The 15,793-nt window shown below is 40.5% G+C and carries 13 protein-coding genes; 6 read left to right on the forward strand and 7 right to left on the reverse strand.

Features of this window, described 5'->3' with window-relative positions; all coding sequences use genetic code 11:
* Genes AC1M9L_RS05300 through cysM form a run of 4 tightly spaced genes read right to left on the reverse strand, consistent with a single transcriptional unit; the run spans position 1 to position 5,496 of the window.
* Positions 1 to 2,307 carry a RelA/SpoT family protein gene (locus tag AC1M9L_RS05300; RefSeq protein WP_035265331.1) on the reverse strand — a complete coding sequence of 769 codons (2,307 nt, stop codon included), beginning with the start codon at positions 2,305 to 2,307 and terminating at the stop codon, positions 1 to 3.
* Between the two features lie 53 nt (positions 2,308 to 2,360).
* Positions 2,361 to 3,728, reverse strand: coding sequence for a 23S rRNA (uracil(1939)-C(5))-methyltransferase RlmD (rlmD, locus tag AC1M9L_RS05305; RefSeq protein WP_481591538.1), 1,368 nt, complete (start codon positions 3,726 to 3,728; stop codon positions 2,361 to 2,363).
* A 9-nt stretch (positions 3,729 to 3,737) separates the two neighbouring features.
* A complete protein-coding gene (locus tag AC1M9L_RS05310) occupies positions 3,738 to 4,559 on the reverse strand; it encodes a 3'-5' exonuclease (RefSeq protein ID WP_481591539.1) in 822 nt (273 codons plus the stop codon).
* Positions 4,560 to 4,575: 16 nt separating this feature from the next.
* Positions 4,576 to 5,496 carry a cysteine synthase CysM gene (gene cysM, locus AC1M9L_RS05315; protein WP_481591540.1) on the reverse strand — a complete coding sequence of 307 codons (921 nt, stop codon included), beginning with the start codon at positions 5,494 to 5,496 and terminating at the stop codon, positions 4,576 to 4,578.
* A 151-nt stretch (positions 5,497 to 5,647) separates the two neighbouring features.
* Between cysM and AC1M9L_RS05320 the strand changes: the two genes are divergently transcribed.
* From AC1M9L_RS05320 to AC1M9L_RS05345, 6 genes are all read left to right on the forward strand, one after another.
* Positions 5,648 to 8,452: a GacS-like sensor histidine kinase gene (locus AC1M9L_RS05320; protein ID WP_481591541.1), complete on the forward strand. Its 2,805-nt coding sequence runs from the start codon at positions 5,648 to 5,650 to the stop codon at positions 8,450 to 8,452.
* A gap of 110 nt (positions 8,453 to 8,562) precedes the next feature.
* A complete protein-coding gene (locus AC1M9L_RS05325) occupies positions 8,563 to 9,351 on the forward strand; it encodes a crotonase/enoyl-CoA hydratase family protein (protein WP_092768311.1) in 789 nt (262 codons plus the stop codon).
* A 35-nt stretch (positions 9,352 to 9,386) separates the two neighbouring features.
* Positions 9,387 to 10,262 carry an NAD(P)-dependent oxidoreductase gene (locus AC1M9L_RS05330; protein ID WP_481591585.1) on the forward strand — a complete coding sequence of 292 codons (876 nt, stop codon included), beginning with the start codon at positions 9,387 to 9,389 and terminating at the stop codon, positions 10,260 to 10,262.
* A 12-nt stretch (positions 10,263 to 10,274) separates the two neighbouring features.
* Complete coding sequence (locus AC1M9L_RS05335) at positions 10,275 to 11,048, forward strand: hydroxypyruvate isomerase family protein (RefSeq protein ID WP_481591542.1); 774 nt, start codon at positions 10,275 to 10,277, stop codon at positions 11,046 to 11,048.
* 99 nt (positions 11,049 to 11,147) lie between these two features.
* A complete protein-coding gene (rsfS, locus tag AC1M9L_RS05340) occupies positions 11,148 to 11,555 on the forward strand; it encodes a ribosome silencing factor (RefSeq protein WP_035265319.1) in 408 nt (135 codons plus the stop codon).
* Positions 11,556 to 11,658: 103 nt separating this feature from the next.
* Entirely contained in the window at positions 11,659 to 12,276 is a 618-nt protein-coding gene (locus AC1M9L_RS05345) for a GNAT family N-acetyltransferase (RefSeq protein ID WP_481591543.1), read from the forward strand.
* 41 nt (positions 12,277 to 12,317) lie between these two features.
* Here the strand turns inward: AC1M9L_RS05345 and AC1M9L_RS05350 are convergent, their stop codons facing one another.
* The 3 genes from AC1M9L_RS05350 to AC1M9L_RS05360 are packed head-to-tail and all read right to left on the reverse strand — an operon-like array spanning position 12,318 to position 15,229.
* The gene (locus AC1M9L_RS05350) at positions 12,318 to 13,763 is read right to left on the reverse strand and encodes an NAD(P)(+) transhydrogenase (Re/Si-specific) subunit beta (protein WP_481591544.1); all 1,446 of its coding nucleotides are present in this window, start codon (positions 13,761 to 13,763) and stop codon (positions 12,318 to 12,320) included.
* 3 nt (positions 13,764 to 13,766) lie between these two features.
* Positions 13,767 to 14,090 (reverse strand): proton-translocating transhydrogenase family protein, encoded by a 324-nt coding sequence (locus AC1M9L_RS05355; RefSeq protein ID WP_035265316.1) that lies wholly within the window; start codon positions 14,088 to 14,090, stop codon positions 13,767 to 13,769.
* An 11-nt stretch (positions 14,091 to 14,101) separates the two neighbouring features.
* Positions 14,102 to 15,229, reverse strand: coding sequence for a Re/Si-specific NAD(P)(+) transhydrogenase subunit alpha (locus tag AC1M9L_RS05360; RefSeq protein WP_035265315.1), 1,128 nt, complete (start codon positions 15,227 to 15,229; stop codon positions 14,102 to 14,104).
* Between the last annotated feature and the right edge of the window lie 564 nt (positions 15,230 to 15,793).

A 15,793-nucleotide genomic window follows, 5' to 3' on the forward strand; every position in this document is an offset into this window, starting at 1 on the left:
TTAATTCCCTTGCACCAAACGTCTTGCGCTAATGATGCCTGGTTGCTGTTCCAATCGAGCCAACAAGCGAGACAATTGAGCCAAACCTTTGACCTCAATCAACAGCTTCATATTGGCAATACCATCCGCTTCGGAAATGGTATTCACTTGGCGAATATTAATCTGATCTGAAAAAATCACTTGGGTTAGATCCTTCAGCAGTCCTCGACGATCATAAGCCTCAACCACAATTTGGACACTCTGTCCTCTTGTCGGTTGCATTTCCCAATCTGCTTCAACAGCGCGTTCAGGTTCTTGGCTGATCATACGCACATAATCCGGACAAGCCACCTTATGAATACTCACGCCACGATTGAGTGTGATATATCCAGCAATCGACTCACCATGAACAGGCTGACAACATTGTGCAATATGTAGTTCAACATTATCCAAACCGTCAATCAGAATCCCATGCGCTGATAATGTATGACTCGCCCGTGGATTTAATGCTGGCTTCAGCACTAACTCAGGCTCATCTTGATCCAAGTGCATATGACGATTGACTTGATTAATCAATGCATGAAGACTGATATCTCCACTCACCAAGGATACAAGAATGTCCTCACCTGTTTTAACGTTAAAGTGAGCACAATAATCACTCAAATCAATACTTTTTGGGTGAATTGCAAGACGTGATAATTCCTTGGTGAGAATCTCTCGACCGACTTCTAAGTTCTTACTACGGTCTTGCTGTCTGAACCAATGGCGCAACTTGTCTCTTGCACGTGCTGTCTTGATATAACCTAAAGAGTTCACCAACCAATCACGATTTGGCTCACGATCTTTCTTGGTCAGAATCTCGACTTGTTCACCTGTTTTTAATGTATAAGTCAGTGGCACATAACGTTGGTTCACACGTGCTGCATAACACTTATTACCAACCTCAGTATGCACATGATATGCAAAATCTAAAACGGTTGAATTACGCGGTAATTCTTTAATGTCACCATCACGACTAAAAACATAAATTTTTTCAAAATCTTCAAAATCTTGAAGCTGATTGAAATTTTCAGTTTCGTCTTCATTCGGATGCGCACCTGCTTCATTTCGTTCTTGATAATGTTCAAGCACGGAACGTAAAGAGTGCAAACGATGATTAAATGAATAATCTGTAGTTTTCGCACCTTCTTTATAATTGAAATGAGAACAAACGCCTAACTCAGCTTCTTCATGCATTTCAGTGGTTCTGATTTGTATCTCTAAAGATTTATTTTCAGCAATCACTGCAGTATGTAAAGAACGGTAGCCATTGGCTTTTGGGTTAGTGATGTAATCATCAAACTGATGGGGAATATGACGCCAGATTTGATGTACGATCCCCAAAGCGTGATAACACTCAGATACATTCTGAACCAGTACACGAACAGCTCGAATGTCATATAGCTGATCGAAACTTAAGTTCTTACTTTTCATTTTTCGATAAATCGAATAAATGTGTTTCACACGACCTGAGATTTCAGCCTCAATGCCATGCTTCAATAACTCACTTTTCAGCTTATCGACCACGAATTGAATATATTGTTCGCGCTCTAAGCGTTTTTCATTGAGTAAAGATGCAATTTCTTTATAGCGCTCTGGTGCTAAATAACGGAACGCAAGATCTTCAAGTTCCCATTTTAACTGCGCGATACCAAGACGATGCGCCAAGGGCGAGTAAATGGTCAAAATTTCTCGTGCGACACGCTCTTGACGCTCTTTTGGAGAGTTTGCCAACTCACGCAAAGCCAGCGTACGCTCAGCCAACTTGATTAATACAACGCGAACATCCTCTGTTACTGAGATCAACATCTTGTAAATCCCAGTTAAATGTTCACGCTGATTATTATTGAAGTGATCTTCTAAACGTTTATTTTTTTCGATCAGCTCTGACAACTTACCCATTGCCAAAGTGCCTTTCACCAAATTGTAGACACTTTCACCAAAGCTTTTACGAATCTCCTCAAGCGACGTCATGCCCTCACGCACACTACGATAAAGCATCGCTGCTGACAAAGTATCTTCATCAACATGTAGGTGAGCCAAAATATCTGCCATACCTAAGCCAGTCGCGAAGGTATTGGTTTTATGATGGTGATCAGAAGTCAGTTCTTTTTTTAAAACACTAAGAGCGACTTCTTCTAATTTTTTAAGTTCTGCACCGTCTAAAATAATCCGCGCACGGTCTAGCCAAGTTGCTAAACCAAGTTGCGCTTCAGCGGCATGTTCTACAGTCGTTTCCTCAGACAACTCAGTCAGTCGTCCAGGTAACTGCTCACGTACTGTGACCATACCCTTCTCCTTTTTTAAATCTAATCTTCATTTTATTAAATCAACACTTAGCACTAGCTTTTTTCAAATAAAGCAATAGATTCAACATGGCCTGTATGACTGAACATATCCATCACACCAGCTTTCTTCAACTGATAACCATGTTGTACTAAAATCCCTGTATCACGTGCTAATGTAGCAGGATTACAGGAAACATAGACGATTTTTTTTGCACCAAAATTTGGCACATAGTGCATAATTTCTTCAGCTCCAGCGCGTGGTGGGTCTATTAAGAGTGCATCGAACCCTTGATTTGCCCAAGAATGTTGCGAAAAATCTTGCGTTAAATCCTGAGCATAAAATTTTACGTTTGTGATGCCGTTTTTCAGTGCATTTTCTGTCCCACGCATCACCATTTCCTCACTTCCCTCCACCGCGACGACCTCACCCCGTGTTACAGAACGTGCAAGTGGCAATGAGAAATTCCCTAGACCACAGAATAAATCAAGAACACGCTCATTTCCGCTCAGGTCAAGCAATTCACATGCCAGCTTCACCATTTGTGGATTAATGGTGGGGTTAACCTGAGTAAAGTCAGTCGGTTTAAAACCAAACGTCACGTTAAAATCCGGTAGTGAGTAATGTAATCGCTCAGATAGGTCACCATCCGCACGATGAACACTACTTACACCAGCTGGTTGCAAATAAAGCTGCCATGATCTTTCTAACGCAAATTCACGCAGTTGGTTGACATCATTTTGCAGTAATTTGTTGGTATGACGTATCAAAAGTGCAACCTCTTGATCTCCTTTCGCCAATTCGATATGACCTATATCTGCTTTTGCTTTTAGATTTTCAAGGAGTACCTTGAGGTGAGGTAACGCAGCATCTAGCTCTGCATCTAAAATTTTGCAGGTTTTAATTTCTGTAAGCTGATTAGATTGAACCTCACGAAAACCCATGACTAGTTTATTTTTTTTAGCAATGTAGCGAACGCCAATACGCGCCTTGTGACGATAATCTTCACGTGTCGAACGCAATGGTTCTAGCCACGACTCTGGAAGAGCACCTGCAAAGTGGGTGAGATGCGACTCTAAAACTGATTGTTTTAAACGAATTTGTTCATCTAATTTTATGTGCTGCATATTACAGCCTCCACATTTTCCAAAATGTGGACAAACTGGCTGTGTACGAATTGGACTCGGCGCCCCAATCAACTGCACACAATCAGCTTCTTCTAATTTTTTTGCCTGATGGGTAATTTGAGCTTCTACTGTTTCTCCTGGCAGTGCAAAACGAATAAAAATCTTTTTACCCAATTTGTCTTGAGGATGTTCCTGTCCTTGAAAATGTGCGATCCCTCGCCCTTCATGTGAAAGTCTCTCAACTGTAAATGTATAACGAGGAAGTTGAGATGAGCGATGTGCGGCACGTTGTTTCAAAGAGATAACCTAATGTTGAGTTGATTTAAAATCCGAAGCGGTGAAGTCAGTTTTTTCAGCAGATTCTTGCCAAATACGCAAAAATTCTGTTTGCTGGGGTTGACCTTGAAGATAATGAATCGTCGCTTGAATCCACAGACGATGATCTTCAGGCAAAATCTGTCCTTTTAACAATACATAGCGCAGATAGACTAACCATGTGTTTAAAACATCCCCTTCACAATAACTGGTTAATTCTATCCAATTATTGTTACGAACATATTCAGGGATAAAATAACCTGGTGTTCCGCGCTTACCCGGGTAACCGAGCATATAGGCGACATCATCCAGTTTTTGGAAGTGACGCGCATTAAACATTGCCATAAAATCCATCAAATCAATATGACGATGATGGTAACGATTCTGGTAGTTATTATAGCGCTTTTGCGTATCAATTTCGCCTTGATCAAACAGACTTGGCGCAGACAACCCATGATACATTGCTCTATACATAATAACAGGCAGATCAAATTGGGAGCCATTCCAACTGACTAAAGTCGGATTACGTTTATCAAAAATTGATAGAAATTTTTGTAAAATTTCAGGTTCTGAATAATGTTCACGACTGAATGAAAATAATTTCATTCCTGCCTTTTCATCAATCCATAGTCCTGAAATACAGACAATTTCATGTAAAGCAAGTCGCTGAAAGTCAGTGCCCGCTTCTTGACGTCTTAACTTACTCAGCGCTTGTTCAATACTATCTTCTGGTAAATCTAAGCCATATAGATGCGCTCCTGATTTAAGATCGGTCAATGTTTCAATATCAAACACTAAAACAGGTAAGCGCATATAGATTTACTCGAATTTATTGTTCATCTTCTACAGAGAATAACCCCGTAGAGAGATAACGATCACCACGATCACACACGATACATGCAATCACAGCACTAGGATGTTGTTCAGCGATTTTTATTGATGCCCAAACTGCACCACCAGAAGAAGTACCAGCACTAATTCCTTCCTTACGTGCCAATTGTCGAGCCATTTTTTCAGCTTCAACTTGTGGAATATCCATAATTTGATCAACACGAGAAGCATCAAAAATCGTCGGTAAATATTCTTGAGGCCAACGGCGAATACCTGCAATATTCGACCCTTCAGATGGCTGTAGACCAATAATTTGAATATTTGGATTTTGTTCTTTGAGGTATTTTGAAATCCCCATGATGGTTCCCGTTGTTCCCATCGAACTTACAAAATGCGTAATTTTACCGCCAGTTTGTTGCCAAATTTCTGGACCAGTTGTCAAATAGTGTGCTTGGACATTGTCTGGATTACCAAATTGATTGAGTACTAAACCTAGACCATCTTTTTCCATTTGCAATGCGATATCACGAGCTTCTTCCATATTCTCGGATTCAATAAGCTCAGCACCATACGCACGCATTGCATCTTTGCGCTCTTGACTAGAGCTTGCAGGCATAATCAATTTCATTTTATAGCCACGCATTGCCGCAACCATGGCTAATGCAATACCTGTGTTACCGCTAGTCGCTTCGATCAGCGTATCACCTGGCTTAATGTCACCACGTTTTTCAGCTTGCATGATCATGTTATATGCTGGGCGATCTTTGACAGAGCCCGCTGGATTATTACCTTCCAGTTTTGCCAATACAGTCGCTTGAGTATGACTTGCCAGACGCTGTAACCTAACCAATGGGGTTTTACCCACATAGTGGTCTAATAAAAAATCGTCTGATTGAAAATCTACTTGTGTATTACTCATTATTTGCACCTATATTGAGGTGCAGGTATTGTATGAAAAAAAGTATCTCACTGCATCAATTTCAAAGGCTTTTTAATGAGGGTGATTAAAGCACCATCATTTTTTTAAAGCGTGCTAATATTCCTAACATGGGGAATGAGTCACTCTGCACATGTCGAATTTGAATAAAAAAATCTTCAATCGCTTAAAACTAAACCATGCTTATGGGCAATTGATTGCCCTTATTTTTGTCCCCATTGCAGTACTGGCAAGCGTCGGCTCTGCACTGGTGCTCACAGAAACCTCCAATTCTGCAAAATCAGAACAACGCTTTGCCGCAAATGCAATTTTAAGTCGTTATAAATACACGACAGAAAACCTACTTATTGCGCTAGAAAACAATCCCTCACAAGCGCAACAAGACCGCGCTAAAAGCATCTTACAAAAGATGTTTAATGAAAAATATTTACTCAGTGTCGCAGTCCTAGACCAACAACAAAAACCATATTTTGGGTTAGGCTATCGCAATGAAAAACCTTGGCCTAGCTTCCCGACCAATGTACAAACATTTGGTCCGATTAAAGATCAACATAATCATATTTATGGCTTAGCATTAAATACGCCTGATCAAAGTAAAAAATGGCTTGTTATCGAGCTAGATAATCAACCTCTAGCCATTTCTCAATATCGTGTTTTCATTGTACTGATCACGACGGGTTTGTTGACACTTTTACTCTTATTACTGTGCTTGAACTTTTATTCACGACGTTGGATTGCGCCTATGTACGAAATACGTATGCAATTACAGCGACTCAATGCAGACACACTCGACCAACACATGGTCATCAATAGTACTGGCGAGTTAAGGTTACTCCAACGTGATATTGCGAATGTCGTGAAGCGTCTACATTTCAGCTTTTTAGAGCTGAAGGAACATACCGAGCAGACCGAAGACGATTTAAGACGTACGCTTGATACACTTGAAGTGCAAAATATTACTTATAAACAAGCACGCGATCAGGCCATCTCATCCAATCAGGCAAAATCTGTTTTTCTTGCCAATATCAGTCATGAATTGCGTACCCCGCTGAATAGTATCGATGGTTTTATTCACTTGTTATTGCGCCAAGAGAATCTCAGCAATGATCAAAGCCTGTATTTGCAAACGATTCGCAAATCCTCTGCACATCTTTTAGCACTGATCAATGATGTCTTAGACTTTTCAAAAATTGATGCCGGTAAACTTGAATTAGAAACCGCATCATTTGATTTAGAAGAAGCGATCTTCGATGTTATGGACATGTTGTCGCCATTAGCCGCCCAAAAAAATATCGACATGGCCTTCTACTATGCCGATAACATTCCAAAGTATGTGATTGGCGATGCTTTACGTTGTAAACAGATTTTGACTAACCTGATTTCAAATGCCATCAAATTCACTCCTGATGGTGAAATTATTGTACGTGTTCGCATGGAGCATGACGATCTAGAACATTGCCTATTGCATTTCAGTGTTCAAGATAGTGGTATTGGATTAAGTGGTACAGATCGTAAACGGTTATTTGAATCATTTTCTCAAGGCGATGCTTCCGTTACTCGTCAATTTGGTGGCACAGGTTTAGGGTTAGCAATCTCAAAACAATTGGTTAATCTGATGCATGGCCAAATTGGCTTTGAAGATAACCAAGAACGCGCCCCAACTGAAAAGGGTTCAACATTCTGGTTTACTGCGAAATTTGCGGTTGATGAATATGAAATTATTCATCCGCAATTCCATGACATGCGTGTCATCTCCTATTTAGCCCACCCTGCAACTGCGAATGTTTTACGTCATTATTTAGAAAATTATGGTGTTGAACACACAGAAGCTCAATCCATTCTAGATTTATTCAGCCGTCTAAACGGTTTGACACATCAACCTGAAAATACGTGGTTGATTGTAGATCACAGTGGTGATCCAGAGGCTTTATTAAAAGAGATTCGCGGACGTTATCAAGGTCACTTAGCCGTATATGGCTATCAGATGGCGCTCGACCTCAACATGTTGAATGAATACAAAGCGAGGCCACTGTATCAACCTCTGAGCCGCTCATCATTAATTCAGCTCTTGGAAAATCAGCCAATATTTGAAGTTGAACCTCATGATAACTTTAAAGCCCTTAATTTACATGTACTTGCAGTAGACGATCATCTACCAAACTTAATCGTTTTAGAAGCTTTGCTCGGCGAAATTAATGTTCAAACAACTAAAGCGCAAAGTGGACAAGAGGCACTACAAATTTTACAACAACAGATTCAAAATGATGAAAAGCCGTTTGATCTGATATTTATGGACATTCAAATGCCAGTGATGTCTGGCATCGATACGACTCGTGCGATCAGATCGTTAGAATCCACCATCGAGGGACGTCACACACCAATCATTGCACTCACAGCACATGCTTTAGCAGATGAGAAACAAAAGTTGCTTAAAGTTGGCATGGATGACTATGTCACCAAACCAATCCAAATGGATCAGATTATTCAAATTCTGACCCATTGGAGCAGTGATAAGTTTATTCATCCAATTAAATCCCAAGAAAAAACTTTACGTATCGAAACCTTAGATCATCAGGTTTTAGATTGGAAACAGTGCGTTCAATTGGCAGCGAATAAAGAAGACTTAGCACAAGATTTATTGAAGATGCTGGTGGACAGCTTCCCGAATGAACTTGCTGAAATAGAACAACTCATCGAACTTGAAGATTATCCGCAGCTCGAACATGTATTACACCGTTTGTATGGGGCAACACGCTACGTCGGCACTCCGAATTTACAAAGCATCACAGGTGAATTTGAACAGTTCGTTTCAACGCTGCGTAAAGAGCGTAGAAAAGCAGATGAGCAATTTATTGAAAATGTGATGAAACGACTGGATGAATTAAAACATGCGATTGGACAAGTAAAAGAAGCAGCCGAGTCTATTTTGAATCATTAATAGACGATCAACGCACTGTATTAGGCAATACGTGATGACTCTACTGTCACGACAGTCTATTTTGGACATGTTATGCTTAAAACAAGGAACAATAAACTCGAGTCACAATAATGGCTGTAATACGTGTAGAAAAAAATAATGGAATTGCGACGGTTTTTCTGAATCGTCCCGACAAACGTAACGCGATGAGCTTTCAACTTTTGAAAGAGTTGGTGCAAGTCGCAAAAAAAATTAAATCTGATCGTACTATCCGCTGTGTGATTCTCACTGGTGAAGCCAACGTATTTAGTGCAGGTATTGATTTAACAGACCTGAATAATCCACAAAATCGTGCTTATGCCGCATGGGAACTCATTAAGCCTGGTCAAAGTCTATTTCAAAAAGCTTTTTTAATCTGGCAAGAACTCCCTGTTCCAGTCATTGCAGCTATTGAAGGGTATTGCTTCGGTGCAGGTATGCAATTGGCTTTAGCGGCTGATATTCGAATTGCTCACCCCAACACCCAAATGTCGATTATGGAAACCCGTTGGGGCTTAGTTCCAGATATGGGGTTAACACGCTCAATCAAAGGTATTATTGGAGTCGACCTAGCCAAAGAATTATCATTAACAGCACGTGTATTTGATGGTCAATATGCCAAAGAAATTGGATTGATCACACATGTTGATAACGCGCCGATGCAAAAAGCTCAACAGCTTGCCGACGAAATGTTGCAGCGCTCACCTGATGCCTTAGCTGCAGTAAAACAAGTCTTAGATGCGATGGAACACGCACCCAAAAAATCACTTCGTCTTGAGAAAATTTGGCAACTCAAATTACTCCTTGGCAAAAACAGTCAAATTGCGCGTAAAAAAGATAAAAATCCAGATTTGGAATTTCTACCACGTCAATTCAAATAAATTGGTTTTCAAACTTAGATCAGGGATTAGCTTCAATAATGATTAACGGTCAAACTAAAATCGCATTCTTAGGTATGGGTTTAATGGGTAGCAGAATGGCGACTCGATTGATACAGGCTGGGTTTTACACTGCTGTCTGGAACCGAAGCCCCAACGCATGTGAGCCGTTAATCCAGCTTGGGGCACATCCCCTTCAACTCTCTGAGATAGCACAATTTGATCTGATCCTAACTTGTTTAGCCGATGACAATGCGGTAGAGGCTGTTTTTTCTCAAATTGAATCACTGATTCAACCCGAGCAGATTATTGTGGACTTCTCGAGTCTATCTGTGGATAAAACTAAAAATCTTGCACAACGTGCAACTGCTAAATCAGCGCATTGGATAGATTCTCCTGTGTCAGGTGGAACAGCTGGTGCTGAAAATGGCAGTTTAGTTATTTTTGCTGGCGGACCATCGAGCATCATCGAATCTTTACAACCAATCTATCAAGTTCTTTCACAACGTGTAACCTGTATGGGTGGAACTGGAACAGGACAAGCCACCAAAATTTGTAATCAACTCATCGTTGCTGCAAATAGCACACTCATCGCAGAAGCTGTTGCTTTAGCAGATCAGGCGGGTGTTGATACTCAACTGCTTGCACCTGCCTTAGCAGGTGGATTCGCCGACTCTAAACCTTTTCAAATTTTAACACCACGTATGGCAACGCATGAGTTTGAGCCTGTGCAATGGAAAGTTCAGACGCTGTCTAAAGATTTAAATAATGCCTTGAGTTTGGCTCGACAATTTGACCTTAATATTCCTGTCGCTCAACAAGCCTTAGAACAATTGAAAGCGCATCAATCCAATGGCTTTTCTGAATCAGACCTTGCCTCAGTCATTCTGCAAGTTGAACAAAACAATAAATAGGTCGCATTCAATATGAAGCTCGCTGTTAATTTATCGATGATCTTTACAGAAGTTCCACTCATTGAACGCTTTGCGCTGGCTGCTGAATATGGGTTCCAACATGTAGAAATTCAATTTCCATATGAGCTGAGTATTGAGCAAATTCAGCATGAACTTAATGAAAATCAACTTAGCTTGTGTCTCATCAACGTTCCTGCCGGAGATTTAATGCAAGGCGGATGCGGATTAGCAAGTATCCCAAGTAAAACTGATGAATTTAAACAAGCTGTTGACTTAGCGATTGAATATGCATGCTCACTCAATATACCTCGAGTGAATATTTTGGCTGGCAAGCAACCAGATAATGTTGAATATCAGGTCTGCTATGAAACCTTAGTCTCAAATCTTAAATTTGTCAGCGAGATCTTCACAGCGCATGGGATTCAACCCGTTTTTGAGATGATTAATGGCTTTGATATGCCCAACTTCATGATTCAAACAATGCATCAAGCCAAAGAGTTACTGAAAGACGTCAATCATCCAGCTCTAAAAATGCAATTCGATTGCTATCACATGGCTAGAATGCAAGAAGACCTGATTCTGTCACTCAAAGAAAATATGCAACACATTGGGCATATCCAATTTGCAGATGTACCAGGTCGCCATGAACCACTCACAGGGATAATTGACTATCCCGCTATTTTTGAATGCATTGCAAATAGCATGTATGAAGGATTTGTCGCAGCCGAATATCGCCCCCAATCTCATTCAACAGATTCTTTCGAATGGAAAAATAAACTTCTTTAATATCATCATATTGTGGTATAAAATTTGTTCAAAGTTTGAATTTTCAAGCAGAAAGCGCTATAGTGAAAGATGAGTTATAGTCAGGAAAATACACTTCTCATGAATTTAGAACCATCGCCCGGCGCTTCTAATTCTCACGAACTCTCTTTGAATTCTCCAAAACAAGACGTTCAAGCTTGCTTAAAAGTTGTTCAAGAAGCATTGCTTGACGTTAAAGCAAAAGAAATCACAACGATTGATGTTAGCGAAGTGAGCAATGTTGCAGATGCAATTGTCATTGCTTCAGGTACTTCTACACGTCACGTGAAAGCGCTTGCAAACAACGTCGCTGATGAAGCACGTAAAGCAGGTTTTCGCCCTATCGGTATTGAAGGCGAAAGCGATGCAGAATGGATCCTTGTTGATCTTGGCACTGTTGTAGTACATCTGATGTTACCTACAGCACGTAAGTTTTATGATCTAGAAAACTTATGGCGTAATGCTTCAACTACAGATTCTGTAGCATAAACATATTAAAGCGACCTTCTTGGTCGCTTTTTTATACTGTGCATTTTAAATTTATAACAATAAAGCCAACAAAAAAGAACTCACTAATTTGGTTTACCTTAATATGACCATGATAAAAGCCACAAGAACAGATCACGATGCATTAGTAGAAACATTAATGCAATCCTTTTGGAACGAAGAGTTTTGCAACTGGGCGATCCAAGCTGAAAAACTGAGTTTCCAACAAAAACATGAAAAACTAGAGCAATTCTTTAGTATTCAATTGAAAGATATCGCTCAACCATATGATGAAGTCTATACCAATCCCGATCGCTCAGTTGCTGCACTTTGGATTCCGCCAAATCAGTGGGATTTAAACCTCATTCAGCAGGTTAAACTACTCCCTCAATTAACGAAGATTATCGGTTTAAGACAACTGGTGAAATTTATTCACATCATTAATCTGGTGCAGAAACATCATCCCAGTGAGGCGCATTATTATTTACAACTCATAGGTGTAAGTCCTGACCACCAAGGACAAGGCTTAGCCAGCAAAGTCTTAACACCTATTCTCACCAAGAGCGATCAACACGGTATCCCATGTTATTTAGAAACTGCAACACCAAGCAATGTTGGACTCTATTGTCATTATGGATTTGAAGTGATCTTTCACCTTCGGGATCTGCCCTACGATGCACCTGAAATTTGGGGAATGTGGCGAAAACCTACACATGAAAAATAAAAAAACCACCCGAAGGTGGTTTTTTTAAAACAGTCTATAAATTAGTGACCTGTACCATTAATGGCTTTCGTCATATCTTCAACAACTTTCTTCGCATCACCAAAGATCATCATTGTTTTGTCGTTATAGAACAAGTCATTATCAAGACCCGCATAACCTGTCGCCATAGAGCGCTTGATCACCATAATGGTACGAGCTTTATGTGCTTCAAGAATAGGCATACCATAAATTGGCGAGTTTGGATCATCTTTCGCTGCAGGGTTAACGACGTCATTCGCACCGATGACCAACACCACATCTGTTGCTGGGAAGTCTGAGTTAATCTCATCCATCTCTAAGATGTCTTCGTACGGAACATCTGCTTCAGCTAAAAGGACGTTCATGTGACCAGGCATACGACCTGCCACTGGGTGAATCGCAAAACGTACAGTTACACCTTGCTCTTTCAATAAATTTGCAAGCTCTTTCACCGCATTTTGAGCACGACCTTGCGCCATACCATAACCCGGTACAATTACAACACTGTCTGCATTTGACATTAAGAAACCAGCATCGTCAGCAGAACCAGAACGGTAGTTGCGTTGAACTGCTGCACCAGCTGCTGCTGTCGGTGCTGCAGCACCACCCATTGCACCACCAAACAATACGTTGATGATTGAACGGTTCATTGCTTTACACATAATATAAGACAGAATTGCACCTGACGAACCTACAAGCGAACCTGCAACAATTAACATGTTGTTTTCAAGCGTAAAACCAATCCCTGCTGCCGCCCATCCAGAGAATGAGTTAAGCAAAGACACCACAACTGGCATATCACCACCACCAACAGGCGCAATCCATATCCAACCAAAGGCTAAAGCAAGTGCTGTCATTGCCCAGAACGAGGTCATGTTACCCGTCAAGAAGAAGTGAATCCCTGCTGCTAGCATAGCAATAAAAATCAAAGCTTGAACAGGTTTAACCCATGCACCTGAAATCGTTTTTGCCCATTTCTTTGCCGCCAATTTACCATAAGCAAATACCGATGCAGTGAATGTAATGGCACCAACGAAACATCCTACGAATAATTCGAATAAATGTACGCGACTCATTTCATGGAAGTTCACACCATTTGCAGCCAGTAAGTCTGGCCCAAGCTCGACGAGCTTGTTGTTGTGAATAATTGCAGCGATCGCAATCAACACTGCAGCAAGACCCACGAGTGAGTGCATGAGAGCAACTGTTTCTGGCATTTGTGTCATAGGCACTGTACGAGCTCGAGCAATACCAACAATCGCACCCAATACCATTGCACCGACAATCATCCATACCACAGGATTATCAGCAACAAAGAAAGTTGTTAACACGGCGATTGCCATTGCAATCATACCGTAACGGTTACCTGCAATTGCTGTCTTAGGACCAGACAAGCCACGCAAAGTTAAGATAAAAAGAACGGCACCGATTAGGTAAAACCAATCCGCATACTCACGAATAAATTCCATGTATTAACCCTCTTTTTTCTTTTGCTTTGGCTTAAACATTTCAAGCATACGAGCGGTTACAGCGAAGCCACCGAAAATATTAATGCTTGCTAAGAAAACAGCGATCGCACCTAATACACTCACCACATTGATGGTTTGAAAATCAACAGCCCCCTCAACACCCATAACAGGTAAACCAACAGTTTGGATCATCGCACCGACAATAATAATTGAAGACAATGCATTCGTTACGGCCATCAGCGGCGTGTGAAGCGCAGGTGTCACTCCCCAAACAACGTAATAACCTACGAAGATTGCGAGGACAAAAATTGTAATAGTTTCAACCATGATCAGTCTCCTTAACCACGCTTCAACAGCACTTGACCACCATGAGTGACAAGCAATGCTTTTTGGATTTCATCTTCTTGATTAATGCTGTAGTTTTTATCTTGATCAAAAAGCGTTTCAACAAAGTTATAAACGTTACGTGCATATAGCGCTGAAGCTTCTGTAGAAACGGTCGCTGGAATATTTGGAATACCCAAAATTTTCACGCCATTATCAGTCACAACAGTTTCACCGCATTTTGAGCCTTCAACGTTACCGCCAGTTTCAACTGCCATATCGAGGATGACTGAACCTGGTTTCATTTTGGCAACTGTTTCAGCTTTAATTAAGCGCGGTGCATCACGACCTGGTAAAAGCGCCGTCGTGATCACGATGTCAGCATTCGATACCGCTTTGTCTACAATTGCAGCTTGGTCTTTAATATATTGTTCACCAGGCATCCAACCATAACCATTTTTTGCAGCTTCATCGGCACGCGCTTGCTCTTCTGCTGACATTGGTACGTCTAACCATTTACCGCCTAAAGATTCAACTTGATCTTTGGCTGTTGGACGTAGGTCTGTCGCTTCAACAATAGCACCTAAACGTTTGGCTGTTGCAATCGCTTGTAAGCCTGCTACACCAACACCCATAATGACTACACGAGCTGGTTTAACCGTACCCGCCGCTGTCATTAACATTGGGAACATACGTTGGTACTCTGCCGCCGCAAGAAGCACAGATTTATAACCTGCCAAGTTTGCTTGTGATGACAACACGTCCATATTTTGGGCACGAGATAACGTACGTGGTAATAACTCAAGTGCAAATGCAGACACTTGCTGAGCAGCGAATTGATCAAGTTCCGTATTACGGTACGGATCAAACATCGCAACCACTGTGGTGTTTGGGGCTAATTTTTGTATTTCTTCGCCTTTAGGTGCGCGAACTTTTAAAACCAATTGACTGCCGGTATAAGCATCATCAACAATTTTTGCACCAACCTGTTCATAGGCACTATCAATATATGCAGCTTTAACACCTGCATTACGTTGGATAACGACACTGTGACCAGCACCAATTAACTTCTTTACTGTTTCTGGTGTCGCAGCTACACGACTTTCACCAACTACAGTTTCGGTAGGGATTCCGATCTGCATGAGCATTCCTCAAGCTAATTTTTCTTAAAGTAGATATCGCATTCCTGCGATATACCCCTGGATGTATTCATGTGAATTTTTTGGATTCTAATTGAACTTTTTTAAATTACCACCCAATATTTATTTAATAAATACCCTCATTTTGAACTCATGATTCACAATCATCACAAAATTTCATGGTATTTGATCTATCATTTTCATAAAAAATAGTTCCAGATTCGTTCAATTTTCGATCCATTTTTTAACAAAAAAGAAACTTTTTTCTAATTTATCGTCAGTATAGGGAGCTTGACTTTATTAAGCTTTGATCATTCTGACATTTTTTAGCTTTCTTTTTATCCCTTTTGATTGTGTTAAAGCGCCGTGCATGTCACATTTTTAGTTGCTTCTTTCATTCTCATAAATCTCAATTTGCCGAATTGACAAAAAATCAGACTAATCGATTCAAATTCTCACGACATTCTTAAAAATTATAAATAAGACAAAATTTAGATAAATCTTGGTTTTAAAATTGAGCTTAAATTTTGGCTGAACATGAAATACAAGCTGACTGATTCTTGAAAA

This window comes from Acinetobacter sp. ANC_7511, from assembly GCF_056779975.1.